The sequence below is a fragment of the Olleya sp. AS48 genome, from assembly GCF_038900355.1.
GTDB lineage: Bacteria > Bacteroidota > Bacteroidia > Flavobacteriales > Flavobacteriaceae > Olleya.
Window position 1 is genome coordinate 67600 of sequence record NZ_JBBMRD010000005.1, and the last position, 24694, is coordinate 92293.

31 protein-coding genes are annotated in these 24694 nt (G+C 31.3%); 9 read left to right on the forward strand and 22 right to left on the reverse strand.

Features of this window, described 5'->3' with window-relative positions; translation table 11 throughout:
* Positions 1 to 154 precede the first annotated feature (154 nt).
* From WNY60_RS07670 to WNY60_RS07680, 3 genes are read right to left on the reverse strand one after another with little or no spacing between them, the layout of a single operon-like run.
* A complete protein-coding gene (locus WNY60_RS07670; protein WP_261375341.1) occupies positions 155 to 1363 on the reverse strand; it encodes a peptidylprolyl isomerase in 1209 nt (402 codons plus the stop codon).
* 19 nt (positions 1364 to 1382) lie between these two features.
* Positions 1383 to 1928, reverse strand: coding sequence for a gliding motility-associated peptidyl-prolyl isomerase GldI (gldI, locus tag WNY60_RS07675; protein ID WP_342862023.1), 546 nt, complete (start codon positions 1926 to 1928; stop codon positions 1383 to 1385).
* Positions 1918 to 2937 carry a bifunctional oligoribonuclease/PAP phosphatase NrnA gene (locus WNY60_RS07680; protein ID WP_145002373.1) on the reverse strand — a complete coding sequence of 340 codons (1020 nt, stop codon included), beginning with the start codon at positions 2935 to 2937 and terminating at the stop codon, positions 1918 to 1920. The genes gldI and WNY60_RS07680 overlap by 11 nt, the downstream gene beginning before the upstream one ends.
* 142 nt (positions 2938 to 3079) lie before the next feature.
* On the opposite strand from WNY60_RS07680, the gene WNY60_RS07685 reads away from it, so the two are divergent.
* Positions 3080 to 3499, forward strand: a complete 420-nt coding sequence (locus tag WNY60_RS07685; RefSeq protein WP_028281614.1) for a nucleoside-diphosphate kinase — start codon at positions 3080 to 3082, stop codon at positions 3497 to 3499.
* 153 nt (positions 3500 to 3652) lie between these two features.
* Here the strand turns inward: WNY60_RS07685 and WNY60_RS07690 are convergent, their stop codons facing one another.
* The 5 genes from WNY60_RS07690 to recF all read right to left on the reverse strand — a co-directional run bounded on the left by WNY60_RS07690 (position 3653) and on the right by recF (position 6105).
* Positions 3653 to 3844, reverse strand: a complete 192-nt coding sequence (locus WNY60_RS07690) for a cold shock domain-containing protein (RefSeq protein ID WP_028281615.1) — start codon at positions 3842 to 3844, stop codon at positions 3653 to 3655.
* Between the two features lie 168 nt (positions 3845 to 4012).
* Positions 4013 to 4204, reverse strand: coding sequence for a cold-shock protein (locus WNY60_RS07695; RefSeq protein ID WP_028281616.1), 192 nt, complete (start codon positions 4202 to 4204; stop codon positions 4013 to 4015).
* A gap of 110 nt (positions 4205 to 4314) precedes the next feature.
* Positions 4315 to 4611 carry a DUF721 domain-containing protein gene (locus tag WNY60_RS07700; protein WP_145002371.1) on the reverse strand — a complete coding sequence of 99 codons (297 nt, stop codon included), beginning with the start codon at positions 4609 to 4611 and terminating at the stop codon, positions 4315 to 4317.
* Positions 4611 to 5024, reverse strand: coding sequence for a lipocalin family protein (locus WNY60_RS07705; protein ID WP_342862024.1), 414 nt, complete (start codon positions 5022 to 5024; stop codon positions 4611 to 4613). Before WNY60_RS07705 ends, WNY60_RS07700 begins: the two co-directional genes overlap by 1 nt.
* Position 5025: 1 nt before the next feature.
* Complete coding sequence (gene recF, locus WNY60_RS07710; protein ID WP_342862025.1) at positions 5026 to 6105, reverse strand: DNA replication and repair protein RecF; 1080 nt, start codon at positions 6103 to 6105, stop codon at positions 5026 to 5028.
* 133 nt (positions 6106 to 6238) lie between these two features.
* Between recF and WNY60_RS07715 the strand changes: the two genes are divergently transcribed.
* The 8 genes from WNY60_RS07715 to WNY60_RS07750 all read left to right on the forward strand — a co-directional run bounded on the left by WNY60_RS07715 (position 6239) and on the right by WNY60_RS07750 (position 12677).
* Positions 6239 to 7009, forward strand: a complete 771-nt coding sequence (locus tag WNY60_RS07715; RefSeq protein ID WP_145006699.1) for a tetratricopeptide repeat protein — start codon at positions 6239 to 6241, stop codon at positions 7007 to 7009.
* Positions 7010 to 7017: 8 nt separating this feature from the next.
* On the forward strand, positions 7018 to 7497 hold the full coding sequence (gene ribH / locus WNY60_RS07720; RefSeq protein WP_145002365.1) for a 6,7-dimethyl-8-ribityllumazine synthase: 480 nt from the start codon (positions 7018 to 7020) through the stop codon (positions 7495 to 7497).
* 91 nt (positions 7498 to 7588) lie between these two features.
* Entirely contained in the window at positions 7589 to 7807 is a 219-nt protein-coding gene (locus WNY60_RS07725) for a hypothetical protein (protein WP_028281622.1), read from the forward strand.
* Between the two features lie 9 nt (positions 7808 to 7816).
* Positions 7817 to 8098 carry a riboflavin synthase subunit beta gene (locus WNY60_RS07730; RefSeq protein WP_145002363.1) on the forward strand — a complete coding sequence of 94 codons (282 nt, stop codon included), beginning with the start codon at positions 7817 to 7819 and terminating at the stop codon, positions 8096 to 8098.
* Between the two features lie 4 nt (positions 8099 to 8102).
* Complete coding sequence (mutL, locus tag WNY60_RS07735; protein WP_342862026.1) at positions 8103 to 9953, forward strand: DNA mismatch repair endonuclease MutL; 1851 nt, start codon at positions 8103 to 8105, stop codon at positions 9951 to 9953.
* 3 nt (positions 9954 to 9956) lie between these two features.
* Positions 9957 to 10784, forward strand: a complete 828-nt coding sequence (locus WNY60_RS07740; RefSeq protein WP_145002359.1) for a rhomboid family intramembrane serine protease — start codon at positions 9957 to 9959, stop codon at positions 10782 to 10784.
* Between the two features lie 2 nt (positions 10785 to 10786).
* Positions 10787 to 11644 carry a rhomboid family intramembrane serine protease gene (locus tag WNY60_RS07745; RefSeq protein WP_339808552.1) on the forward strand — a complete coding sequence of 286 codons (858 nt, stop codon included), beginning with the start codon at positions 10787 to 10789 and terminating at the stop codon, positions 11642 to 11644.
* A gap of 16 nt (positions 11645 to 11660) precedes the next feature.
* Positions 11661 to 12677 (forward strand): endonuclease/exonuclease/phosphatase family protein, encoded by a 1017-nt coding sequence (locus tag WNY60_RS07750; RefSeq protein ID WP_342862027.1) that lies wholly within the window; start codon positions 11661 to 11663, stop codon positions 12675 to 12677.
* 38 nt (positions 12678 to 12715) lie between these two features.
* On the opposite strand, the gene WNY60_RS07755 is transcribed toward WNY60_RS07750, so the two are convergent.
* From WNY60_RS07755 to udk, 14 genes are all read right to left on the reverse strand, one after another.
* Positions 12716 to 13027, reverse strand: coding sequence for a DUF6122 family protein (locus WNY60_RS07755; protein ID WP_342862028.1), 312 nt, complete (start codon positions 13025 to 13027; stop codon positions 12716 to 12718).
* A complete protein-coding gene (locus WNY60_RS07760; RefSeq protein WP_145002351.1) occupies positions 13028 to 13645 on the reverse strand; it encodes a WbqC family protein in 618 nt (205 codons plus the stop codon).
* 26 nt (positions 13646 to 13671) lie between these two features.
* Positions 13672 to 15363 carry a signal peptidase I gene (gene lepB, locus WNY60_RS07765; protein WP_339808556.1) on the reverse strand — a complete coding sequence of 564 codons (1692 nt, stop codon included), beginning with the start codon at positions 15361 to 15363 and terminating at the stop codon, positions 13672 to 13674.
* A gap of 75 nt (positions 15364 to 15438) precedes the next feature.
* On the reverse strand, positions 15439 to 16143 hold the full coding sequence (gene dapB, locus WNY60_RS07770) for a 4-hydroxy-tetrahydrodipicolinate reductase (RefSeq protein WP_342862030.1): 705 nt from the start codon (positions 16141 to 16143) through the stop codon (positions 15439 to 15441).
* 14 nt (positions 16144 to 16157) lie between these two features.
* Positions 16158 to 16799 (reverse strand): DUF5683 domain-containing protein, encoded by a 642-nt coding sequence (locus tag WNY60_RS07775; RefSeq protein ID WP_342862031.1) that lies wholly within the window; start codon positions 16797 to 16799, stop codon positions 16158 to 16160.
* On the reverse strand, positions 16789 to 17697 hold the full coding sequence (locus WNY60_RS07780) for a ParB/RepB/Spo0J family partition protein (protein WP_145002343.1): 909 nt from the start codon (positions 17695 to 17697) through the stop codon (positions 16789 to 16791). Before WNY60_RS07780 ends, WNY60_RS07775 begins: the two co-directional genes overlap by 11 nt.
* Before the next feature lie 3 nt (positions 17698 to 17700).
* Complete coding sequence (locus WNY60_RS07785; protein ID WP_342862032.1) at positions 17701 to 18465, reverse strand: AAA family ATPase; 765 nt, start codon at positions 18463 to 18465, stop codon at positions 17701 to 17703.
* Between the two features lie 291 nt (positions 18466 to 18756).
* On the reverse strand, positions 18757 to 19005 hold the full coding sequence (locus WNY60_RS07790; protein WP_342862033.1) for a hypothetical protein: 249 nt from the start codon (positions 19003 to 19005) through the stop codon (positions 18757 to 18759).
* Positions 19006 to 19007: 2 nt separating this feature from the next.
* Complete coding sequence (locus tag WNY60_RS07795) at positions 19008 to 19340, reverse strand: hypothetical protein (RefSeq protein ID WP_342862034.1); 333 nt, start codon at positions 19338 to 19340, stop codon at positions 19008 to 19010.
* Positions 19341 to 19346: 6 nt separating this feature from the next.
* A complete protein-coding gene (scpA, locus tag WNY60_RS07800; RefSeq protein ID WP_342862035.1) occupies positions 19347 to 21470 on the reverse strand; it encodes a methylmalonyl-CoA mutase in 2124 nt (707 codons plus the stop codon).
* Between the two features lie 59 nt (positions 21471 to 21529).
* Positions 21530 to 22213: a hypothetical protein gene (locus tag WNY60_RS07805; RefSeq protein WP_342862036.1), complete on the reverse strand. Its 684-nt coding sequence runs from the start codon at positions 22211 to 22213 to the stop codon at positions 21530 to 21532.
* A 14-nt stretch (positions 22214 to 22227) separates the two neighbouring features.
* Positions 22228 to 23550, reverse strand: a complete 1323-nt coding sequence (locus tag WNY60_RS07810; RefSeq protein WP_342862037.1) for a methylmalonyl-CoA mutase subunit beta — start codon at positions 23548 to 23550, stop codon at positions 22228 to 22230.
* Positions 23543 to 23842, reverse strand: coding sequence for a septum formation initiator family protein (locus tag WNY60_RS07815; RefSeq protein ID WP_292949522.1), 300 nt, complete (start codon positions 23840 to 23842; stop codon positions 23543 to 23545). The genes WNY60_RS07810 and WNY60_RS07815 overlap by 8 nt, the downstream gene beginning before the upstream one ends.
* Before the next feature lie 8 nt (positions 23843 to 23850).
* Positions 23851 to 24459 carry a uridine kinase gene (udk, locus tag WNY60_RS07820; RefSeq protein ID WP_145002328.1) on the reverse strand — a complete coding sequence of 203 codons (609 nt, stop codon included), beginning with the start codon at positions 24457 to 24459 and terminating at the stop codon, positions 23851 to 23853.
* Positions 24460 to 24694: the final 235 nt, after the last annotated feature.

A 24694-nucleotide genomic window follows, 5' to 3' on the forward strand; every position in this document is an offset into this window, starting at 1 on the left:
TAATTGGTTAGTTTAGTTAGGAGCCACAATCCTACTTCTTTTTAGGAGTAGGATTTGGTTTTTTATAAAGGTTTTGTCTCTATTATAAAATTGTTTATAACAAAAAAAAAGCACTCATAAAGAGTGCTTTTTTTTTCTGTAAAATAGAAGTAATTTATTTGATTGATACAATTTCTAAATCAAAAATAAGGTTTGCATTTGGTGGTACTGGACCACGACCTGAAGCACCATATCCTAAATAACCTGGTACAAATATTCTAGCTTTATCTCCAACATTCATATTTAGCATAGCTTCTCTAAAACCAGGGACTAAAGTTGCAGACTCGTTATAAGGCATTGCAAAAGGTTGGTATGCACCTTGTTTTGCAGCGTCTTCATTGTATTGGTCATATTTTTTAGCATCAGATTCTATTGTAGAAAAGAAGAAACGTCCATCTTCAAATAATCCAGTACAATCAATTAATACTTGGTCTGACGGTTTTGGTGTAACACCATTTGGATTTGCTTCAACAATCATAACTAATCCAGTAGGGAATTCTTTTACTTCACCTGGTCTATCAGCATTAGCTTTTTTAAAGTTATTAGCAGCTTCTTTAGCTTTTTCTTTCAAAATCTCTTGAGCTTTTACTTCTAAATCTTTTAATTTTTGAGGTAAAAGAGGCTCTTGTTCTGTAAAAACTTTTGCAGCATCAAATGCTTTAGCATCTTTACCTTTACGGATAATATTTAATTTTTGAATAACTACATCTTCTAATGGTTTGTTGCTTCCTGGTGCAACTTTAACGTTAGAGATCGTGTCTTGTACTTCAATACCTTTAACTAATTCTCCAAAAACAGAGTGACAACTTACTCTTGGTGCTCCACAGTTTTTTAAACTTCCGTCTGCGTAAAAAGCATCTAAGTTTTGCTTAGGTATTTCAGTAATAAAAAACTGACTTCCATTAGTATCTAATCCACCAGAATTAGCCATAGATAAAATTCCTGCTTTGTCATGACTTAAGTCTGTGTCAAATTCGCTAAAAAATTTATATCCTGCACTTCCAGTTCCGGTTCCTGTTGGGTCACCACCTTGGATCATAAATTTATCCATTACTCTATGAAAAGTAACACCATTATAAAAAGGTTTACCTTTTAAAGAGTCATCTAGTTTTGGATGTGTACCTTCTGCTAAGCCAACAAAATTAGCCACGACTACAGGTACTTTGTCGTAAAATAACTTGGCAACCATAGTACCTTTGTTTGTAACAAATTCGGCATATAATCCGTCTTCCAAATCAGGATATTTTTCTTGGCAAGATGTGTTAGACATACTAACCAAAAGAGCAATCAATAATAGTTTCATTGTTTTAATTAATTTGTTCATTTTAATATTGGGTTTGTTTCTATTTTTTTTTTGTTATTGAATTAACGGTTACTTTACAAACTAATGGAATGTTAGTACCTATTTTATTTTCGTCTCCATAATAGCCATAAGCCTTGTGTGACGGAAACAAAAAGGTTACCGTTTCTCCTGCTTGCATTAGTTTTAGACCTTCACGTAAACCTGTAAAAAGTTCTTGTTGGTCCATTGCGTAACTTTGAGTTTTTAATTCTGCTTGAGTATAAATGGTTTGTCCATCTAAATCTTTTACGTCATAATTAAAGTTTACAATGTCTGCAAAATCAGGTTTTACAATGCTGTCAGTTTCAATTTTAGTATTGTAGTAGTACCAAAATCCGTTGCCTGAGGTTTTGTAATCATTTTCTGGTTGACTAGCTATTAGTGCTTCAATTGCTTTAATTTCTTTTTTATTTAACGCTTTATTTCTAGCAACAGATTGGTCAATAAAAGAGCCAGAGTTAACCGACTTTGGTTTTCTAGCTTCCGGTGTTTTACAGCTTAAAACAGTAGTTAAGATTAGTAATAGTATGGCTAAATTACGCTTCATGTAGTGCTGTTTTGTATTGTGGTAATATACTAATAAATTTTTCTGTGGTTTGCTCTAAGTTAACATCGCTTTTTCCTCCTGCAGCATTTGTGTGTCCACCACCTTGAAAGTGGGATCTAGACATTTCGTTCACCGAGAAATCGCCTTTAGACCTTAAAGAAATTTTAATGATACCTTGTTGTAAATCCTCGATAAATATAGCAGCAAGTACAACATTGTTTAAAGATAAAGCATAGTTTACAAAACCTTCTGTATCTCCTTTTTTATAATCAAATTGTTGTAATTCTTTTTGAGATAACGTAATGTAAGCAGCTCTAGATTCTGGTACAACTTTTAAATTACTTAAAGCACAACCTAATAATTGCAAACGGTTATAGCTGTTAGTATCGTATACTTGATTGTGTATCATAGTGTTGTCTGCACCTTTGTCTATTAAATTAGCTATTATTCTATGCGTTGCACTTGTAGTAGATCTAAATCTAAACGATCCTGTATCTGTCATAATACCTACGTAAATTGCTGTAGCTATATTGATGTCTATTATAGTTGTGTCCTCTAGCATGTCAATAAAATTATACACCATCTCGCAAGTCGAGCTCATGCTAACATCACTGTACATATATTTTGCAAAATCATCAGGTTGTTGATGATGGTCAATCATTATTTTTAATGCACTGCTGTCTGTAAGTACATGTTCCATATCTCCAGTTCTATGAAAAGCATTAAAATCTAAAGCAAAAATAATATCTGCTTCATTTATTGTTTGTTCGCTTTCTTCTTTTTGACTATCATATTTTAAAATCAAATCCTGACCAGGAATCCATTTTAAAAAATCTGGATAATCGTTTGGTACAATAACCGTAGCTAAGTGATTAGTTTTTGTTAAATAATGAAATAAGGCTAGGCTAGAACCAATAGCGTCTCCATCAGGATTTTTATGGCTTACAATTACAATTTTTTTAGGTGTTTCTAATAACTGATTAATTGCTGTAATGTCTTGTTTTGTCATAGCCCACGAAGATACAATTTTTTAATATTCGAATATATTGTTTTTCTTAATAAATGGCGTACTTTTGCACAAAATTAACAAGCACTTTTAACTATAAAAGGATTGTTGTTTTAAATAAATTAGATAACATTAAAATAAAAAAATGGCAACTAACAGAACATTTACAATGCTTAAGCCTGACTCTGTTGAAAAAGGGTACATTGGCGCAATCTTAGAAAAAATTAACGCTTCAGGTTTTAGAATCGTTGCAATGAAATTAACACACATGACTAAGCAAGATGCTGAAGCATTTTACGCTGTACATAGTGAAAGACCTTTTTATGGTGAGTTAGTTGAGTACATGACACGTGGACCAATTGTAGCTGCTATTTTAGAAAAAGATAACGCTGTTGAAGATTTTAGAACTTTAATTGGTGCAACTAATCCTGCTGATGCAGCAGAGGGAACGATCCGTAAATTATATGCAGCGTCTATTGGCGAAAATGCAGTACACGGAAGTGACAGTGATGAAAACGCAGCTATTGAAGGTGCTTTCCATTTTGCTGGACGCGAAATGTTTTAAGTTTTAAAACTATATAAATTAGAAAAATCCAGCTTTTAGCTGGATTTTTTTTTGTTTAATAATTAAAGACTACTAAGTGTTTTTGATTTAAAACAAAAAAAAGCCTCTCTAAATAAATAGAGAGGCTTTAATCTTAAAGATATATGGTAGTTGTTAAATTACTTTAACGTTAACTGCGTTTAATCCTTTTTTACCTTCTTGTAAGTCGAATTCAACTTCGTCACCTTCGCGAACTTCGTCGATTAATCCTGAAATGTGTACAAAATGGTCTTTGTTTACACCTTCTTCTGTTATGAATCCAAAACCTTTAGCGTCATTGAAGAATTTTACTGTGCCTTTACTCATTGTAATAAAATTTAATATTAATTATTTTAATTATTGCAAAGATGGTACCAATAATTTTAATAATGCACTTTTATTTTATTTATTTTCAATTCTTTAGCAATTTTAACTAAAAAAGCCTTTCCGTGTGGAAAGGCTTTTTTTGTAATGATTTAAATAGAAAATATATAATTATACTACTTTTACATTTACTGCGTTCATACCTTTTCTTCCTTCTTGTAAGTCGAATTCTACAACATCACCTTCACGAACTTCGTCGATAAGTCCAGAGATGTGTACGAAATGGTCTTTGTCTGATCCTTCTTCAGTTATAAAACCGAATCCTTTAGAATCATTGAAAAATTTTACTGTGCCTTGAGCCATTGTAATAAAAAAAATTTGTTAATAATGTCTCAAAGATATAATATTTAATAATATTATAAAGTAAATTTTAATTTATTTTAAAAAATATATTTTGCTGGTATTATTTTTAATTATCTCAATATCAGTTTTTTAATTATTTCTTTACCTAGTTCTTCGTTTAATAACTTAATTATTTTTTGGTTACCATAACTAAGCTCTTCTCTAAGTGCGCTAGAGCTTAGTTGTACATAAAGTACGTCTTTTTTTAGCTCGATTGCTGTGGTATAATTAGTAATACCATTACCCATTAATTTTGCCCAAGCGTCTTTTACATTAACTTTATCCAGTCCTTTTTCCAGGTTGTTTTCTGTAACAAAATCTTTTAATGCGTCAGAGATATTAAGTAAGTTGTTGTTTCGTTTTGCCATTAGTCTACGGTTATAGGTGTGTAGCGTTTATATAAATACAAATCTTTATTTTGATTCATAATCTGTAATTTGTCTTTGCTAGCGTGTAAAATAGTTTCTTTCCAGTTAGCAAATGGTGTTTTATAATAAAGGTTAAGACTGTCGTTTTCTACTTTAAAAATAAAATGTTCAACATCTTTAGAGGTTTGGTAAGTCCCATTAAAGTTTGGTTTTAGTTTCTTTCTAAACCCAACAGAGTCTTTGTCTATAGTTATATAATCTATTGTTTCGTTTATATTATACACTTTTTTTGTACCATTACTTAAGGTTACTTCGTTTATTTCCCAATAACCCGAAAGGTGTTGCTTTAAATCTTCAGGATTTTTTGAGCATCCCACTAGTACTATTAATAATAGGTAATACGTCTTTTTCATATTATAATTTAAATATTTCATACGATTGATGTACTTGTTTAACAGCGTTTTCAGTACGTTCGGCATGTGTGTCACTAATAAAAATTTGTCCAAAATTTTCATCATTAACTAATTTAATAATTTGTGCTACACGTGTTTCGTCTAATTTATCAAAAATATCATCTAATAATAAAATAGGATTATCACCACTAATAGCTTTTATACTATCAAATTGTGCTAATTTAAGCGCAATTAAAAATGATTTTTGTTGTCCTTGACTTCCAAACTTTTTAATTGGATAATCGCCTAAATTAAATTCTAAATCATCCTTATGTACACCAACACTAGTATATTGTAATGCCTTGTCTTTATTAATTGTTTTTTTTAATAATTGTTCTAAGCTGTCCTCAAATAAGTCACTTTTATAATTTAAACTAACGTCCTCGTTATTATTACTTATGGCTTTGTGTCTAGCCTTAAATAAAGGTATAAATGACTCTAAAAACTGTTTTCTTTTTTCAAAAACAAGGGTTCCATATTGTTGTAGTTGTTGGTTGTAAACATCTACAGTATCATTATTATAAGTGTGATTTGCAGCAAAATATTTAAGCAATGAGTTGCGTTGAGATAAAATTTTGTTGTAATTAATTAAATTACTTAAGTAGTTTTTATCGCTTTGGCTAATAACGCTATCAATAAATTTTCGTCTAGTATCACTACCTTCAATAATTAAATCTCTGTCAGCAGGACTTATTATCACTAAAGGTAAAAAACCAATGTGATCACTAAACTTATCGTAAGCTTTACTGTTTCTTTTTATAATTTTTTTTTGTCCTTTTTTCAGACTTACTACAATGTTTTCTGTTTTTTCGTCTTTGTCATATTCACCATTAATAACAAAAAACTCTTCGTCATATTTAATATTCTGTGATGCTACAGGATTAAAGTAGCTTTTACCAAAGGATAAATGGTAGATTGCATCCAATACATTGGTTTTTCCAACACCATTATTACCAACAAGGCAGTTAATAGTATGGTTAAACTCGAATGATTTAGAGTCGAAATTTTTATAGTTTAAAAGCGCTAAAGATTTTAAAATCATGTAGTTATTGCTGGGATATAGGGTTTTAAATAGGGTAGCCTAATAAGGATGTGCAAATTATTGAAAATTATCAAATAATAACCTTTTATTTCTGAAGAAAAATTATATTTTTGTGCGCATTAATAAAACTAATATGGCGACTTACAAGAAAAGAGGATACAAACCAAATACTAAAGTAGAAAAGGAAATAGAGGTTGAAGAAAGCTCAACAACTGCTGAAGTTTTTAATACATTAGACGAATCTGCAAACAAAGCAGAGGAGTTTGTTGAAAAAAATCAGAAAAACATTTTTATAATAATTGGTGTTGTAGCTGCATTAGCTTTAGGTTATTTAGTTTATCAACAATTTATAGTTAAGCCTAAGCAAGGTGAAGCAATGAATGAAATGTACCAAGCACAAAAATTCTTTAATGAAGCTGTTACAAATGGTGTAGCACAAGATTCTTTATACAACCTTGCACTTAAAGGAGGTGAAGGTAAATTAGGAATGGTAGATATTGCAGACCAATATAGTGGTACTGCTGCAGGAAACTTAGCTAATTATTATGCTGGTATGGCTTATTTAAATATTAAAAATTACGAACAAGCAATTGTTTATTTAGATAAGTTTGAAAGTGAAGATGAAGCATTAGCACCTATGGCTAAAGGCGCAATCGGAGATGCTTTTGTACAATTAACAGATAATGAAAACGCTTTAGATTATTATACACAAGCTGCTAACTTACGTCAAAACGAATTTACAGCTCCAACATACCTATACAAAGCAGGAATTACTGCTTTAGACTTAGGTAAAGCATCTAAAGCATTAGACTTTTTTAATAAAATAAAAGACAACTATCCAAACTCACCAGAAGCTACTCAAGCAGAAGTGTTTATTGGTAAAGCGCAAGCAATGTCTAACTAAATAAGCTTATGGCAACAACAAATTTATCAGCATACGATAAAGCATCAATCCCAAACGGAAAGCAATTTCGGTTTGGGATTGTTGTTTCAGAATGGAATGACAATATTACACAAGGGTTGTTAGAAGGTGCTAAAAGCACCCTTTTAGAACATGATGTGCAACCAGAAAATATTTTGGTTTGGGATGTGCCAGGAAGTTACGAGTTAATTTACGGTTCTAAAAAAATGATAGCACAAAACGTTGATGCTGTCATTGCAATTGGAAGTGTAATCCAAGGCGAGACTAAACATTTTGATTTTGTTTGTGATGCAGTAGCCCAAGGTATTAAAGACCTTAATGTTACTACAGAGACACCTGTTATTTTTTGTGTATTGACAGATAATACATTACAACAAGCTATTGATCGTTCTGGTGGTAAACATGGTAATAAAGGTGTAGAGGCAGCAGTTGCAGCTTTAAAAATGGCAACACTGCGCAAAAACGCCTAAAATTCTGTTAACATTTTTTAGCATTCTTAAACAGCCTTTCTGTAGTATTTTCAGTATTTTTGGATATTAATCACATTAAAACTGTAAAGGCTTGTTTAGTCAAAAGAAAAATAAAAAATTTAACTACCAATCCCGTTTTTCTAAAGAAGAAAACTCAGCTGTAAAGCTAAAAGAGAGTTTAAATACTAGCTGGAATGGTTCAAGAAAATCTAAGACTAACTCTAAAAAAAGTAATACGTTATTTTTTTTAGTTGGAGTTTTGCTTTTTTTGGCTGCTTTAATGTACTATTTAGAAACTAAAATTAAGTAATCTTTTACTATGGGATTTCTCTCTAAACGAAAAAATAAAAAATTTGATTATACACCTCGTTTTTACAAAGGTGAGGGCAGTCCATTTGAAATAAAACATAAGTTTGACGAGCATAGGACTACAGTAGGAGACAATCCTAATTTAAAGCAGAAATTTAATAATGCTATTGAAGATTTAAAAAACAATACAGATAAAACTGCCAATAGAAGGATTGTTTTAATTGTAGCTGTTTTAGTGTTTTTATTTTTATTAATTATAGGTTTCGATTTATCTATTTTCTTCCCTAATTAGACTTATGGCAGATATTATTCAACTATTACCAGACCATGTTGCTAATCAGATTGCAGCAGGAGAGGTTGTGCAACGTCCAGCGTCTGTTGTTAAAGAGTTGTTGGAAAACGCTATCGATGCAGATGCAACAGTTATTAAGTTAATAGTTAAGGATGCAGGAAAAACATTAATCCAAGTTATCGATAATGGTAAAGGGATGAGCACCACTGACGCTAGATTAAGTTTTGAGCGTCATGCGACATCCAAAATTAAATCTGCTGAGGATTTATTCCAATTACATACTAAAGGATTTAGAGGTGAGGCATTGGCAAGTATTGCTGCAATTGCGCATGTCGAGCTTAAAACGAAACAAGACAATGAAGATCTTGGATCCACTATAATTATTGAAGGTAGTGAAGTTAAGTCTCAAGAAGTTGTAGTAACACCAAAAGGGACATCATTATCCGTAAAACATTTATTTTTTAATATTCCTGCAAGACGTAACTTTTTAAAGTCTAATACAGTTGAATTACGACATATTATAGACGAGTTTCATCGTGTAGCATTAGCACATCCATCTATTAGCTTCTCTATGTTTAGTAATGGAAGTGAGACTTTTAATTTGCCAGAAAGCAATTACAGACAGCGTATTGTAAATATTTTTGGAACTAAAACTAATGAGAAATTAGTGCCTGTAGAAGAAGCAACTGAGGTGTTAACCATTTCTGGATTTGTTGGTAAACCAGAGTTTGCTAAAAAATCTAGAAACGAACAGTTTTTCTTTGTCAATAACCGTTTTATTAAAAGTGCCTATTTAAATCATGCTATTAACTCAGCTTTTGAAGGCTTACTTAAAGATGGTGCACAGCCTAGTTATTATTTAAATTTGACGGTAAATCCGCAAACAATAGATATAAATATTCATCCAACTAAAACCGAAATTAAGTTTGATGACGAACATACATTATACGCTATATTAAGATCTGCAGTAAAACATAGTTTAGGGCAGTTTAATATTGCTCCAGTTTTAGATTTTGACAGAGATGCAAATTTGGATACGCCATACAGTTACCAGCAAAAAGGAATGCCAAGTGTGGAGGTGGATCGTACATTTAATCCTTTTAAAGAGGAAACACCTAAAGTTAAAAATGTCTCTAACTACAAAAAAGAATCTGTTGCTACAGCAAGTTGGGACAGTTTATATGTTGGTTTAGAATCTAAAGGAACAAAAACCAATACAGAGTTTAGTGAAGTGCATTTTGAAAGCGAACCAAATACCGAGAGCATTTTTAAAAATGAAAATGAAGTAGAAACAAAGCAATCCACTTATCAATTAAATAATAAATTTATAATAAGTACCATAAAATCTGGAATGTTAGTTATAGATCAGCATCGCGCACACCAACGTGTATTGTATGAAGATTATTTAAGACATATTACAATTAAGGAAGGTGTAAGCCAACAACTATTATTTCCGTTAGACCTACACTTTTCAAAGCAAGAAATAGCATTAATAAATCAATTAAAAGACGACTTGGAGTCTACAGGTTTTGTTTTTCAATCTATTAAAGATGAAACAGTAGAAATAACAGGTGTACCAGTTAATGTGCCAGAAAGCGAAGTATCCATAATCTTAGAGCAATTAATTAGCGATGTAGAAAATGAAGTGCCAGATAGCAACTTTTCTGCAACAGATTTATTAGCAAAATCTATGGCTAAAAGCTTAGCGATTAAAACAGGACAATCATTAACCAATACAGAGCAAGAACATTTGGTAAATCGTTTGTTTGCCTGTAAGGAACCTAATGTGTCACCTACTAACAGAACCACTTTTATTACGATGTCTGTGGATGATTTAGAGAAAAAATTTATGTAAAGTATGATGAGAATAACAGATACTGTAAAACATTTAATAATCATAAACGTACTTATGTTTGTAGGTACAATGACTGTTGGAGATGGTCGTTTGTTTTATGATTTATTTGCAATGCATTTTCCTGCAAGTGATGCTTTTAAGCCTTGGCAAGTAGTAACGCACATGTTTATGCATGGTGGATTTACACATCTATTATTTAATATGTTTGCATTATGGATGTTTGGAAGTCCAGTTGAGCAACGTTTAGGTCGAAATAAATTTTTGTTTATTTACTTTTCTGCTGGTTTAGGAGCTGTATTGTTCCAATTAGCAGGTTATTATTGGGATTATCTTCCTGCTTTAAAAAGTTTAATGGAGTCTGGTTTAAGTAAAACCGCTATTAATGATATTATTAATTTTAATATTTTAGATGGTAACCAATACACAGGACAACTGTTACAAGAACAACTAACCGTGTATTTAACAGATAATAATATTAGCGCAAGTGTAATTAATCAGGCGTCTTATCAGGCATTATTTGAGACTAATGTATTAATCCATAATAGTACAATGGTTGGAGCATCAGGTTGTATTATGGGTGTTTTAGCAGCTTTTGGTATGATGAATCCAAACGCAGAGTTAATGATGATTTTCTTACCTATACCTATTAAAGCTAAATATTTTATTCCAGGAATTATACTATTGGATGTAATATCAGCGTTTACTGGTCAATCCTTTTTTAGCCCAAGCAATACAGCATATTTGGCTCACGTTGGTGGTGCAATTATAGGGTTTATAATTATGTGGTATTGGCGTAAAACACAATTTAATAAAAACCGTTGGGATAGATAAAAATGAATCAAATAGAGCAACTTAAATATAAATATGCAAGACTTAATGTCTTAGAAAAAATTATAGCAGTAAATGTTATTATTTTTCTATTTGCTGCTTTGTTTAGAAAGGTTATACCTGGTTTTTTTTCATGGATATATTTGCCTAGTAACTTTTGGGCTTTTTTAAGTAAACCATGGACTATAGTTAGTTATGGTTTTTTACATTTTGATTTTTTACACCTATTATTTAACATGTTATGGCTTTATTTTTTAGGACGTATGATGTTAAATCTGTTTAGTCCTAAAATGGCTTTAAATATTTATTTTATGGGTATTATAACAGGAGGATTAGTCTTTTTATTAGGCTATAATATTTTTCCTAATATATTTACTGCTAATGCTTATGTTTTGGGTGCTTCAGCAGGTGTTAGAGCGTTACTTATTTTTATCTGTGCTTATATGCCCAATAAGGATATAAGGTTTTTTACGTTTAATCTTAAACTATGGTGGATTGGAGCAGTACTTATAGGTCTTGACATTTTAGGTATTGTAAACGGAAATAACCAAGGTGGTAGTTTAGCGCATCTTGGAGGTGCTATTTTAGGTTATGTATATGCTAAACAATTAGTCAAAGGTCAAGATATTGGAACTGGATTTGGACGTTTTATGGATTGGTTTAGTATGTTATTTAAAGCTAAACAAAAAGTGAAAATGAAAACGGTTCATAAAAAAAGTAAAGTTGCAGGTTATAAAAAAGAAGAGTTTAATCAATTTAATAATCAGAAAAAAATTGATGCTATTTTAGACAAAATAAGTAAAAGTGGATATGATAGTTTGTCTAAAGAAGAAAAAGAATATCTATTTAAAGCAGGAAAGTAGTCACTAATTAGTGTATATGAAAAACTTAAGATTTTTCGAAAAAGTTGTCTTTATCATCAATTCCATTGTGGCTTTTTTGTTACTACTCTCTTATGTTTTACCTAACATTCCTCCAAAAACCTTTGCAATACTTTCTGTTTTAAGTTTAGGCGTTCCTTTATTAATCTTGCTTAACGTTTTATTTTTTGTGTATTGGTTGTTTAAAATCAAAAAGCAACTGTTATTATCACTTGTAGTTATTTCTATTGGTTATTTTTTATTTGGATCCTTATATAAATTTTCTAATTGGGAAGAAGACGATGCTGAAAGTTTGTCTATAATGAATTATAACGTCCGTTTATTTAATCTTTATGATTGGATACCAGAAAAGGATATAGATTTAAAGTTAGTACAATTTGTTAAGGAGCAAAGTCCGCAAATTTTATGTATTCAAGAGTATCATCCTCAGGATAATATTGATTTTTCGTTTTATAAATTTAATTATCAAAAACTAGAAGGTAAAAAAACTAAATTAGGTCAAGCTATTTTTTCTCAATATCCAATTATTAATTCGGGTTCTGTTAATTTTCCTAATACAGCCAATAATGCCATATTTGCAGATATAGTTAAAGGTAAAGATACTGTCAGAGTTTATAATTTACATCTGCAATCGCTAAGGATTGATCCTAGAGTTCAAAGCTTAACGACCGAAAATTCTGAAAAATTATTAAACGGAATCGGAAAGACCTTCAAGCTTCAACAAACGCAAACCGAGTTGTTTTTAGAGCACAAGAAAAAAAGTCCTTATAAAGTCATTATTTCTGGAGACTTTAACAATTCTGCTTTTTCATATGTTTACAATGCTATAAAGGATGATATGAAAGACACCTTTAAGCAACAGGGTAATGGTTTTGGGCGTTCTTATAATTTTAAATTTTTTCCATTAAGGATAGACTTTATATTAGTAGATAAATCATGGACAGTAAATAGTTTTAAGACCTTTGATGTGGAGTTTTCGGACCACTATCCTATAATGACTAAAGTTAGTTTTTAACTATTGTAACTATTAAGCTTAGGCGTGATTAACTGTGACTAAGTCATCATCATGCAATCCGTGAAGTCGGCTATAATATGTATAACCAATCCTAATCCAATAATCCTTGTCTTTTTAGGTATTAGTAATGCGATATAAACAATAATCGCATAGTAGGAGTGTAGTGGATGGAAATTAATACTACATCTATTAGGAGCAAAAATAGGAGTGGCTAATAAATGGTCCAAATCAATTAGCATACCAAGTAGCATTATCCCTAAAGTGTACTTCCATTGTTTTTTAAAAAATAGTAAAGCAACGATTACAGGTACTATAAAATGAATGCCATAATGTATAATGTCTTTATACATTTAAGGTTGTATTTGGTTTTCTAAATAGGGTAGTGCATTTGTACCTTCATTAAATAACAAGTCTAAAATACTTAAATTATTAATGTAGCCATGCTTTTCTGTAAACACTTGGTTGTAAGTTTCAAATACATTAGGCTGTTCTTGCCTAGCATTTGTTAAAAAGCGTAAATCGGTAAGTGTTTTTGGTTCTTTTTCAAATGTTGTTGTAAATTTTGGTGTAATATCCAATTGTAAACACTCAGTAATAACCTCAAAACATTTTAAATTATGATCAAATATAAAATTTGACTTTAATTTAAAAAGCGGTTGTAATTCATCTGCATAAAACTCAAAAAAAGGTGACGTACGATAAGCAGACTCTAAACTTTTCCAGTGTAATAACTGCCATTTTTCGCGATCACTTATTTTTACATCCTTGTATAACTGACGTTCTTTATGACTATGAATAACAGGAACGCTTAGTTGTAGCTTTCCATTTGCTGCGTATATATAGGCTCTGTTTCTGTACGATTGTTTTTGGTAGTTATCATTAATTTCAAACGTAACACTATTAGCATTTGCTATAGTAGTAAACTGAGCAATGCTTGGAAAATAGGTAGGATGAAGTAAAATGTCCATTAATTGGTACAATCTATTAGTATTGACTACGCTTTTTTACGTTTTCTGTATTTATTAAATCCATAGATTAAACCTAATAAGACTAAAAACGGAATGAAATATGAGGTTAATTTTCCATTACCACCAACAGTAGTAAATAATCTATTCCAGCGTATTTTGTTAATACCTTTGGCGTTCGAGTCCCAACTCATCCAAACTAATACAGGTTTTCCAACGACATGGTCAAACGGTACAAATCCCCACATTCTGGCATCTTGTGAGTTGTGTCTATTATCTCCCATCATCCAATAATAATCTTCAGTAAAAGTATAAGAGTCTACAAGCTTGTCATTAATTAATATTTGGTTACCGTTTACTTTAAGTGTATTGCCCTCATAGGCTGTAATAGCACGTTTGTAAAGTGGTAAATTGTCCAAAGTAAGTGCAATAGTTTTTCCTGCTTCAGGAATGTATAATGGGCCAAAAAAGTCACGATTCCATGTATAACCTTGTGATTTTGGAAAAATGTTTTCGGTTGTACTATTTGATAGATCTTTAGTTACAGTTAAAACATCAGGATCGCTAGTCATTATATTAGCTAAATCTTCTGTTAAGTTAACATAAAGTGCTTTTTCAGCAATTTCTAGTTTTAATAAATCGAATGACTTTTGATCCAAATTTGATAAAAACCTAACCTCAGTCGAGTCCTGTTTAAGGACTTCTGTTCCAATCTTTTTAACTTTTAAGTAATTTTGAAACTCTGGTTTGTTCCAGTTATCAGTAGGTGTTTTAAATACGTAACGTTCATAATTTTCTGTGATACCATATTTTTGGTAAATGGACTCAGCAGAAACATCGTTGAGAATAACTTTATAAAAAAACTGTAATTTAGCTCTGTCTGGTAATTCATTTTTCTTACCATTTATGTATACATAACCATCTTTAATTGATAATGTATCACCTGGTAATCCAACACAACGTTTTACGTAATTAGTCTTTTTATCTACTGGTTTATATCTAACACCACCATTTTCATTATTAATATCAACTAGAGTATCTACAGGCCAATTAAAAACTACAATATCGTTACGTTTTATAGATTGAAATGCAGGAAATCTAAACTTAGGTAGTTGTGGGAATTTAAAATATGAAGGTATTGATGTTCCAGGAATAGCGTCATGAATCATTGGTAAAGCAACAGTTGTTTCTGGCGTACGTGCACCATAGTGAACTTTACTAACAAATAAGAAATCACCAACTAATAATGTTTTTTCTAAAGAGGACGTAGGAATAACAAAAGGTTGTATAAAATAAGTATGGACAATAGTAGCAGCTACAACTGCAAATAATATAGAACTTACCCAATCACCTAATTCTGTTCTTGGTTGTAAACTTCTGTCTTTAACGTGATTTAGGTCTTTGGCAGCATAGTTTAAATAAAAGCTATAAAAACCTAGTGTAAATATGGCTAAAAAAGTATCTAATGCAGTATTTTTTTTAAAACTTCTAGCAATTTCTACCCAAACTACCGGAAACAAAATTAAGTTAACAATAGGTAAAAACAGTAAAATGGTCCACCACCAAGGTCTATTTATAATTTTCATTAAAATAACAGCATTATATACAGGTATAAAGGCTTCCCAAGCTTGTCTTCCTGCCTTAATGTATAGTTTCCAAGTAGCTAAACCATGTAAAATTTGTATGACAAAGAAAAATATAATCCACTGCGTTACGTCCATATTATTTTTATTAAGGTAGTTGTCTAAAAGACTTTGGTTAGTTGTTAGTTACAAATGTTGTTAAAAATAATAAAGTTACCCAATATTTAACACATCTTTCATAGTAAATACGCCAGTTTTATCAAATATCCACTCAGCAGCAATTACTGCACCAAGAGCAAAACCTTGCCTATTATGTGCTTCGTGCTCAATTTTTATGGTATCAATTGGGCTATTATAACTTATTGTGTGCGTTCCTGGTACATCTGTAATACGTTTTGCCTGTATTGCAATACTCTGTTGGTCTTTAGCTTTTTCTAAATCCCAACTCGTGTAAGCCTTATTATTTTGTATAATACCTTCGGCTAGAGTAATAGCAGTTCCACTTGGAGCATCTAGTTTTTGTGTGTGGTGTATTTCTTCAATTTCAACTTTATAATCTTCTAATTTAGCCATCATTTTAGCTAAATATTGATTAAGTTCAAAAAAGATGTTAACGCCTAAACTAAAATTAGAAGCATAAATAAAAGCCCCTTTTTGTTTTTCGCAAAGCGAAACTATAGCGTTGTATTTTTCTAACCATCCTGTGGTACCAGATATTACAGGTACATTATGGTTTATACAATTACTAATGTTATTATAAGCAGCAGTTGGGACACTAAAGTCAATAGCAACATCTGCAGTCGTAATATCGTAATCTTTATCTTGAGACGTTTTGATTACTATGGTGTGCCCACGTTGTAAAGCAATAGCTTCTATTGCTTTTCCCATTCTACCATAGCCTAGTAAAGCGATTTTCATGAAATAGTATTTAATTAAAATTGAAAATTTAAAGATAGACCAACGCGTCCTACGTTATCAAATTCTTCAATCTTATAATGCGGTCTTAAACTTAAGTCATTACTAATGTTATATTGAAGCAAGTGCGCGTCAACATTGGCATCTATAATATTTAAAGCGTATAATCCAAAGGTAACTAGTAAGGATAGCTCTTTGTTTCTTCTATAATTTTTTTGTGCTTCACGCAAACCATCATCGGTTAACCTATTCTGGAACTCGTCATCACTAAAACCAGCCAATCTTCTTTTATAAGCATCTCTTACACGATTATATTGCTTGTTATTGTCAATATAAAAATAGACACCTGTCCCAATAGCAGCGTAAACAATTGGTATTTTCCAGTACTTACCATTGTAAGCCTGACCTAAACCAGGTAATATTGCAGAGTAAAAAGCAGCTTTAGATGGAGCCAATGGATCATACGCTTTAACTTGTTTTAAAACAGTTGAGTCGATTATGTCAGCTTTTTCTTTTTTATTTTTCTTCCTTGTTTTTAATACTTTGGTATCAGGTAGGCTTTCTATTTCTACTTTCGTAGAATCAGAGCCTTCTTGCGCAAAAGATAGTGCACAAATGAAACAACATATAATAACAAGTATGTGTGACTTATTTATCACCTTCTACTAACTTTTTAATACGATTAAAATCCTCTTCAGAATGAAACGGAATGGTTATTTTTCCTTTTCCATTACTAGCTACTTTAACGTCTATTTTGTGTCCAAAGTATTCAGAAAAAGCAACGACACCTTTTTTAACATATTTTGGTAATTCTTCTGCTTCTTTTTTAACAGGCGTCTTAACCTCGTTAGTCGTATTGTAGTTTCGTACTAAAGTTTCAGTATCTCTTACAGATAATTTATTGCTAAGTATTTTTTCGTAAATTTCTAACTGTATATTTTGATCTTCTATGTTTATTATAGCACGACCATGACCCATTGATAAAAATCCATCTCTCATACCAGTTTGGATAATTGGATCTAATTTTAATAAACGTAAATAGTTAGCAATAGTACTACGTTTTTTACCAACACGTTCGCTCATTTGCTCTTGTGTTAGTTGGATTTCGTCAATTAAACGTTGGTAACTTAAAGCAATTTCTATTGGATCTAAATCTTGACGTTGTATGTTTTCAACCAATGCCATTTCTAGGCTTTCTTGGTCATTTGCTATTCTAATATAAGCAGGTACAGTTTCTAATCCAATTAATTTTGAAGCACGAAAACGACGCTCTCCAGAGACTAATTGGTAACTTTCAAATCCTAATTTTCTAACAGTAATGGGTTGTATAATACCCAACTCTTTAATAGAAGATGCTAATTCGCGTAAAGCTTCTTCGTTAAAGTTAGTTCTAGGCTGAAATGGATTCATTTCAATAAAGTCTAAATCTAGCTCGACTATATTACCTATTACTTTGTCTGCGTTTTTATCTTTTGCAGATTGTATATCGTTTTCGGGATCTTTTAATAATGCTGAAAGTCCACGTCCTAAAGCCTGTTTTTTGGTTGCCTTCGCCATAAATTAGGAGTTTTTTGTAATAATTTCTTTAGCTAAACTTAAATAGTTACTTGCACCTTTACTAGAAGCATCATAATTTATAATGCTTTCTCCATAACTAGGTGCTTCACTTAGTTTTACGTTACGTTGTATGATGGTTTTAAAAACCATATCGTTAAAATGCTTTTGTACTTCTTCCACCACTTGATTGGATAAGCGTAAACGCGAATCGTACATGGTTAGTAATAATCCTTCAATATCTAATTCTGGATTATGTATTTTTTGAACACTTTTTACCGTATTTAATAACTTACCTAAACCTTCTAATGCAAAATACTCGCATTGGATAGGAATAATTACAGCATCTGAAGCAGTTAAAGCGTTAAGGGTTAATAGACCTAATGATGGTGCACAATCTATAAGTATATAGTCGTAATCATCTTTTATATCCTGTAATGCTTTTTTAAGCATGTATTCTCTTTGGTCCTTATCCACTAATTCAATCTCAATAGCAACTAAGTCAATATGAGCAGGGATTATATCAAGATTAGGTGTATCAGTCTTGACAATAGCTTCTCTTGCTGTATTTGTATGTTCTAATAATTGATAGGTACCAATGTCTACGTTTTCAACATTAACCCCTAAACCAGATGATGCATTTGCTTGTGGATCTGCATCAATTAATAGTACTTTTTTTTCTAGAACACCTAACGATGCAGCTAAGTTAACAGAGGTTGTTGTTTTACCAACACCACCTTTTTGATTGGCAATTGCTATTATTTTACCCATTAATTTGAATTGGTTTTAATTGAAATTTAGCTTTTAACTAAAGCTAAAAGTCCAGCGTAAAAATACAATTATTTATGAGGAAATGAAATGTTAGTTGTTAACACTTAATCAAACTTTAGTGCTAGCAGTTGTAACTATTAGATAATTTGTTGGTTTATAAAATTTAAAACAAAGATTTAGAATGGGTTAGGGCTTTTAACTACTTTGTTTTTTTATGGTTATCTAATTTTTGATATCATTTTATTTTAAACAGAAATAGCTAAGAATATGCTTATTTTTTATAAGTAACTGTTAGTCAGTGTTTAAAAAATCTTTAATTTTAGTATTATAATCTTCACCATAATATTTTAAGAATTTCCCGTTTGGTTTTATGATAATAAATGCAGAACACATTTCGCGCTCAGTAAAAATATTATTTGAGAAGAAACCAGAATCCATGATGAAATTATTTTTCATAGCTACACGATCCATTAAATAAGCATCTTTAGTAAATACAAAAAAATCTGATAAACCTTGACCTCTTGAAACTTTCGAAGACATTTTTATATTAAATTTTTTAAATAATTTGATCCATTTTCACGCATAGAAATACAGTTGTCAGCTTGTTGTCTAAAATGGATTAAAACAGCGTCTTGTGATGAAATTTTATAAGGCAATTCTTGCTCTATTTTTTTACGGATGACTTCATATTCTTTGCTTTCAATTTGCCCATAATACTCTTTAATATAACGTTTGTACTCATTATTAAAAGTTGTATTTATGTTTTCATTTGAAACAATAGAAGCATTTGTGCTACCAATACCATTACTACTTCCGCAAGACACTAGTACTACAAACGTAATTATAGTTATGGATAATTTTTTTAAAAGTCCCATGTGATTCTAATCGATTAAAATCTCTAAAATCTTAATCGCAGCTTCGCTAATTTTAGTTCCAGGTCCAAAAACAGCAACAGCACCAGCATCAAATAAATATTGGTAATCTTGTTTAGGTATAACACCTCCTACAATTACCATAATATCTTCGCGACCATACTTTTTAAGCTCTTCAATAACCTGAGGCACTAATGTTTTGTGTCCAGCAGCTAATGATGACACACCAAGTATGTGTACGTCATTTTCTACTGCCTGTTTTGCGGCTTCATGTGGTGTTTGAAATAACGGTCCAATATCCACATCAAAACCAACATCTGCATAACCTGTAGCTACAACTTTTGCACCACGATCATGTCCATCTTGTCCCATTTTGGCAATCATAATACGAGGTCTACGACCATCTTGCTCTGCAAATTGATCTGCCAATGCTTTTGCTTTTGCAAAAGATTTATCGTCTTTAATTTCTTTACTATACACGCCTGAAAAAGATTTAATTTCTGCTCTATAACGTCCAAAAACAGCTTCTAATGCATCACTTATTTCGCCTAAAGTAGCACGTTCTCTAGCTGCTATTACAGCTAAAGCTAATAAATTTTCTTGACCTGTTTTAGCAGCTTCGGTTAAATTTGATAGCGCTTTATTAACTTGGTCTGTATTTCTTTCAGCTTTAATTTTTTCTAAACCTTCTATTTGTTGTAGACGTACAGTTTGATTATCAACTTCTAAAGTTGTAATTGCATCCTCTTGGTCTAAAACATATTTATTAACACCAACAATTATATCTTGACCAGAGTCAATACGTGCTTGTTTGCGTGCAGCAGCTTCTTCAATACGAAGTTTAGGTATACCAGCTTCAATCGCTTTTGTCATACCTCCAAGTGCTTCGACTTCTTCAATTAAAGACCATGCTTTTTCTGAAATATCATGAGTTAGTTTTTCTACATAAAAACTTCCAGCCCAAGGATCTACTGTTTTTGTAATATTAGTTTCTTCTTGTAAAAATATTTGAGTGTTACGTGCAATACGTGCCGAAAAATCTGTTGGTAAAGCTATAGCTTCATCCAAAGCATTTGTGTGTAAACTTTGTGTACCACCAAATGCAGCAGCTGCTGCTTCAATAGTTGTACGCGCCACATTATTAAATGGATCTTGCTCTGTTAAGCTCCAACCACTTGTTTGACAGTGTGTACGTAAGGCTAAACTTTTTTCGTTTTTAGGATTAAATTGACTTACCATTTTAGCCCAAAGCATTCGTGCAGCGCGCATTTTGGCAATTTCCATAAAATGATTCATACCAATTGCCCAGAAAAAGGATAGTCTAGGCGCAAAGGTGTCAATATCCATTCCTGCATCTAGTCCTTTTTTAATATATTCTAGACCATCTGCTAATGTATAAGCCAGCTCGATATCACAAGTTGCACCAGCTTCTTGCATATGGTATCCCGAAATACTTATACTATTAAATTTAGGCATATTTTTGCTAGTGTATTCAAAAATATCCGATATAATTTTCATTGAAGGCGTAGGAGGATAGATGTAAGTATTACGCACCATAAACTCCTTTAAAATATCATTTTGTATGGTTCCAGCTAATAGTTCTGGTTTAACACCTTGCTCTTCTGCAGCTACAATGTAAAACGCCATTATTGGTAATACTGCACCATTCATAGTCATTGATACAGACATTTTATCTAACGGTATTTGGTCAAATAAAACTTTCATGTCCTCAACAGAGTCTATTGCAACTCCTGCTTTACCAACGTCACCAACTACACGTTCGTGATCGGAATCGTACCCTCTGTGTGTGGCTAAATCAAATGCAACGGATAGTCCTTTTTGACCTGCTTCTAGATTACGTCTATAGAAGGCATTGCTCTCTTCAGCAGTACTAAAACCTGCATATTGGCGTATGGTCCATGGTCTTCTAACATACATTGTGCTATATGGTCCACGAAGGTTTGGAGCTAACCCAGCAACAAAATCTAAATGACTAACCTCTTTTAAATCATCTTTGGTGTATTCTGATTTTACAGGTATGTCTTCAGCAGTTAAAAAAGGCGTGTTAGTTAAAGGCTTAGCACTTTTACTATCTGTTTTTAGCGTTATATGTTGAAGGTCTTTTCTGGACATTGTCTGATTATGTTTGTTGTGTTTAATAAGCTACCATATAAATTTAAAACGTAATTGTTTTAATTATGGTTGTGACCTGTGTGATCTTCTTCCTTTTGTTGCTTTACAGGTGCATTGACAGGTCTTTTATTAAAATCTATTGGTTGATCTTTAGGTTGATTAAGAGATAAGTCTACAGTTGTAAAATCTATTGTATTAAATTTTGAATAAAATAAGTCTAATGCTATAAAGGTCGCTAGGTTTGTGTCTCTAGAATATGACGTATTGCTTCGTAATGGTGGAGCAAATATCTCAGAATTCATGCTATTTGTACTTTTTAAGGCATTTAAAGTTTGTTGTAACCCTTTATCTTTTATACTGTCTATTATACAAGTTATAGCTGTACTATTATAATTTAAATGGTTACCATCCCATAATTCTTGTTTAGATTTTAATACATCATATACCGCTTTGGTATGTGGAGTAACGGTTTGCTCTAAAGCGGTTCTGTTTGAAATATAATTACTTATATATGCTCTGTAAGCTCTTAGTTTATTTTTTGTTTTAGGATCGTATTTATTTACTATATCCTGTTCAAAAGCATACAATGCCTCACTTAATAAATCGTCATATCCAGAGTTGCAATTTACTGCTTTAGGTAGGTCTGCGTATTTAAATTCAGCTAATTTTACTTCAGCTTTCTTACAACTTACATTAAAAGTTATAATCAATACTAAGGCTATTTTAAAAATACGTGTGTTCATAATTAAGTAAAAATTTATTCGGTTTTTAATCTGTTTTGTTCTAAAGTTTCGGCAAGTCTTTTTTCTATGATAGGAATAATTAAAGTTTTTCTTGGGTTAGTTTTTAAAAACGGAAATAACTCTAATTCATCTTTCATTTTATCGTCTTTATTAGGATGTTTATTAGTTCCTAATAATATAATTTTACCATTATCAAACAATTCTTGTTCTTTGGTTGCACTTTCTTTAATTTTTTTCTGAATAAAGCCTTCTTTTAACTGAGCAATAAAACCACCATTAGCTTCAATATCTTTAAATAAGATTAAAGCTTTTTCAGCTAACTGTGTTGTTAAAGTTTCAATATAATAACTACCATCTGATGCATTATTTACAGCGTCAAAATAGCTTTCGTTTTTTAAAATTAAAAGTTGATTACGTGCTATACGCTCTCCAAACTCGTTGTCTTTATGGTAAATGGCATCGTAAGGTAAATTAAATACTGTGTTTGCACCACCAAGTATAGCACTCATGCATTCTGTAGTAGTACGTAACATATTGGTGTTGTAATCGTAAATTGTTTTATTACGTTTGGTAGGAATAGCATTAATAATTAATTGAGCTTGGCAATTGTACTCTGCTGCTAAGGTATTGTATAGCGAGCGTAAGGCTCTAAGTTTTGCAATTTCAAAAAAATAGTTAGTACCAACAGCTGTATTAAAATAAACTTTTTTTAACTCCGCACTATTGTTGGTTTTATCGTTAAAGTATTCATTTAAATGTGCTAATCCGTAAGCTAATTGTTGTACAATTGAAGCACCTGCATTTTGATAAGTCGTGGTATTGACTGTAATTTGATTTGATAAAACAACCGCATTGTTAGTGGTTTCAAACCAATTTCCTGTAGCTGCCAAATGTCCAATAGGGTCAACAATAACTTGTATATTAGAATTTATTGTGTTTAGGTTACTAATATATTCTGAATCTGAAAATAGTAATTCTAATTGTATTTTAGTAGCGTTTAAATCTATATTCTCAAGTGTTTTTAAAGCTGAAGTTTCTTTATTTGGAATTATAAATTTAATGGTTTCTGCACCTCTTTCTATAGCATCTATGGCTTTACGATTAGATGCTTTTTCATTTTGAACAAAAATAATTTGACCAACAGACCATTGTTGTGGTTGTAGTTTTAAAGTATCCAACATTTCATCTTGATGATAAAAAGGACGTACATCAATACCTTCAGTCGTTTTCCAAATTAGTGTATTGTTGTAATCAGCACCTTTTAAGTCTACTTGGATTTTTTGTTTCCAAGCTTTAGATGATACTTTTTCAAATGCAGAAAAAAGGGATTTAGTCATTGTTTTTAATTTTTAAACTGTCTTCATACTCGATGATATAAATATCCTCGTTTTCTTTTTTCATGTAATATTTTTCTCTTGCAAAAGTCTCTAAACCATCTTCTGTACTTAGTTTTTTTATAGCTTTTTTATCTTTTGCAATTTCTTTTTTATAGTAATCTTTCTCGTCTTCCAGCTTGTTGTATTCTTGGTTGACTTCGTGATGACTTATTAATGAGTTGGTGTCAAAAAAAATCATCCATACACCAAAACTGATAAGGATAATTATATATATGTTTTTGTACCACTTCATTGTATTTGTTATTGTAGTTTTTCGTTAATAATAGTCTTAACAATGTCCACTGCTACAGTATTATACTTATTGTTAGGTATTATTATGTCAGCATATTCCATCATTGGTTGTATAAACTGTTGATGCATTGGTTTTAGTGTATTTTGGTATCTTGCTAAAACCTCGTCTATATCTCTTCCGCGTTCAGTGATATCTCGTTTTAATCTTCTTATTAATCGTTCGTCGCTGTCTGCATGAACAAATATTTTAATATCAAACATTTCTCTTAGCTCAGGATGTGTTAGTATCAAAATACCTTCCACTATCATAACTTTTCTTGGTTTTGTTTTGATGGTGTCTCCTGTTCTGTTGTGTTTTACAAATGAATACACAGGTTGTTCTATGATTTGTCCATCTTTTAAATCTTTTAGATGTTGTTCTAACAAATCAAAATCTATGGATCTTGGATGGTCAAAGTTGATTTTGATTCGTTCGTCATACGACAAGTGACTTGTATCTTTATAATACGAATCTTGAGAAATTATCCCAACTTCGCCTTCAGGCAACTGATTTAAAATTTGATTAACAACTGTTGTTTTTCCACAACCAGTACCTCCTGCAATTCCAATTATAAGCATATTCTATTATTAAATCTTTGGTGACAAATTTAATAATTCTAAGTTATCTAATTGGTATTTTTATAACGTATTAATTTGGTAAATTGTTATTGTGTAAGTCTTGCTGAAATTTTTTTATAAACTTTAGCTTTAGAATAAAAAATAAAGTGAAATGTTTTATAATTTTAGAATAAATTTTTAAGGTTAAATCATTGATTTTTAATATGTTTTGATGTTGTAGTCCTGTGTGTTTAGA

Bases quoted from the DNA above. Each gene is read 5' to 3' on its own strand.
- WNY60_RS07785 (WP_342862032.1), bottom strand. From the start codon at position 18,465: ATGGGTAAAATAATAGCAATTGCCAATCAAAAAGGTGGTGTTGGTAAA.
- WNY60_RS07700 (WP_145002371.1), bottom strand. From the start codon at position 4,611: ATGGCAAAACGAAACAACAACTTACTTAATATCTCTGACGCATTAAAA.
- WNY60_RS07810 (WP_342862037.1), bottom strand. From the start codon at position 23,550: ATGACTAAATCCCTTTTTTCTGCATTTGAAAAAGTATCATCTAAAGCT.
- WNY60_RS07760 (WP_145002351.1), bottom strand. From the start codon at position 13,645: ATGGACATTTTACTTCATCCTACCTATTTTCCAAGCATTGCTCAGTTT.
- WNY60_RS07745 (WP_339808552.1), top strand. From the start codon at position 10,787: ATGAATCAAATAGAGCAACTTAAATATAAATATGCAAGACTTAATGTC.
- WNY60_RS07750 (WP_342862027.1), top strand. From the start codon at position 11,661: ATGAAAAACTTAAGATTTTTCGAAAAAGTTGTCTTTATCATCAATTCC.
- WNY60_RS07695 (WP_028281616.1), bottom strand. From the start codon at position 4,204: ATGGCTCAAGGCACAGTAAAATTTTTCAATGATTCTAAAGGATTCGGT.
- WNY60_RS07790 (WP_342862033.1), bottom strand. From the start codon at position 19,005: ATGTCTTCGAAAGTTTCAAGAGGTCAAGGTTTATCAGATTTTTTTGTA.
- WNY60_RS07670 (WP_261375341.1), bottom strand. From the start codon at position 1,363: ATGAACAAATTAATTAAAACAATGAAACTATTATTGATTGCTCTTTTG.
- udk (WP_145002328.1), bottom strand. From the start codon at position 24,459: ATGCTTATAATTGGAATTGCAGGAGGTACTGGTTGTGGAAAAACAACA.
- WNY60_RS07690 (WP_028281615.1), bottom strand. From the start codon at position 3,844: ATGAGTAAAGGCACAGTAAAATTCTTCAATGACGCTAAAGGTTTTGGA.
- recF (WP_342862025.1), bottom strand. From the start codon at position 6,105: ATGATTTTAAAATCTTTAGCGCTTTTAAACTATAAAAATTTCGACTCT.
- WNY60_RS07705 (WP_342862024.1), bottom strand. From the start codon at position 5,024: ATGAAAAAGACGTATTACCTATTATTAATAGTACTAGTGGGATGCTCA.
- WNY60_RS07680 (WP_145002373.1), bottom strand. From the start codon at position 2,937: ATGACAAAACAAGACATTACAGCAATTAATCAGTTATTAGAAACACCT.
- gldI (WP_342862023.1), bottom strand. From the start codon at position 1,928: ATGAAGCGTAATTTAGCCATACTATTACTAATCTTAACTACTGTTTTA.
- WNY60_RS07780 (WP_145002343.1), bottom strand. From the start codon at position 17,697: ATGGCGAAGGCAACCAAAAAACAGGCTTTAGGACGTGGACTTTCAGCA.
- mutL (WP_342862026.1), top strand. From the start codon at position 8,103: ATGGCAGATATTATTCAACTATTACCAGACCATGTTGCTAATCAGATT.
- lepB (WP_339808556.1), bottom strand. From the start codon at position 15,363: ATGGACGTAACGCAGTGGATTATATTTTTCTTTGTCATACAAATTTTA.
- dapB (WP_342862030.1), bottom strand. From the start codon at position 16,143: ATGAAAATCGCTTTACTAGGCTATGGTAGAATGGGAAAAGCAATAGAA.
- WNY60_RS07715 (WP_145006699.1), top strand. From the start codon at position 6,239: ATGGCGACTTACAAGAAAAGAGGATACAAACCAAATACTAAAGTAGAA.
- WNY60_RS07740 (WP_145002359.1), top strand. From the start codon at position 9,957: ATGATGAGAATAACAGATACTGTAAAACATTTAATAATCATAAACGTA.
- WNY60_RS07795 (WP_342862034.1), bottom strand. From the start codon at position 19,340: ATGGGACTTTTAAAAAAATTATCCATAACTATAATTACGTTTGTAGTA.
- WNY60_RS07685 (WP_028281614.1), top strand. From the start codon at position 3,080: ATGGCAACTAACAGAACATTTACAATGCTTAAGCCTGACTCTGTTGAA.
- ribH (WP_145002365.1), top strand. From the start codon at position 7,018: ATGGCAACAACAAATTTATCAGCATACGATAAAGCATCAATCCCAAAC.
- WNY60_RS07805 (WP_342862036.1), bottom strand. From the start codon at position 22,213: ATGAACACACGTATTTTTAAAATAGCCTTAGTATTGATTATAACTTTT.
- WNY60_RS07730 (WP_145002363.1), top strand. From the start codon at position 7,817: ATGGGATTTCTCTCTAAACGAAAAAATAAAAAATTTGATTATACACCT.
- scpA (WP_342862035.1), bottom strand. From the start codon at position 21,470: ATGTCCAGAAAAGACCTTCAACATATAACGCTAAAAACAGATAGTAAA.
- WNY60_RS07755 (WP_342862028.1), bottom strand. From the start codon at position 13,027: ATGTATAAAGACATTATACATTATGGCATTCATTTTATAGTACCTGTA.
- WNY60_RS07815 (WP_292949522.1), bottom strand. From the start codon at position 23,842: ATGAAGTGGTACAAAAACATATATATAATTATCCTTATCAGTTTTGGT.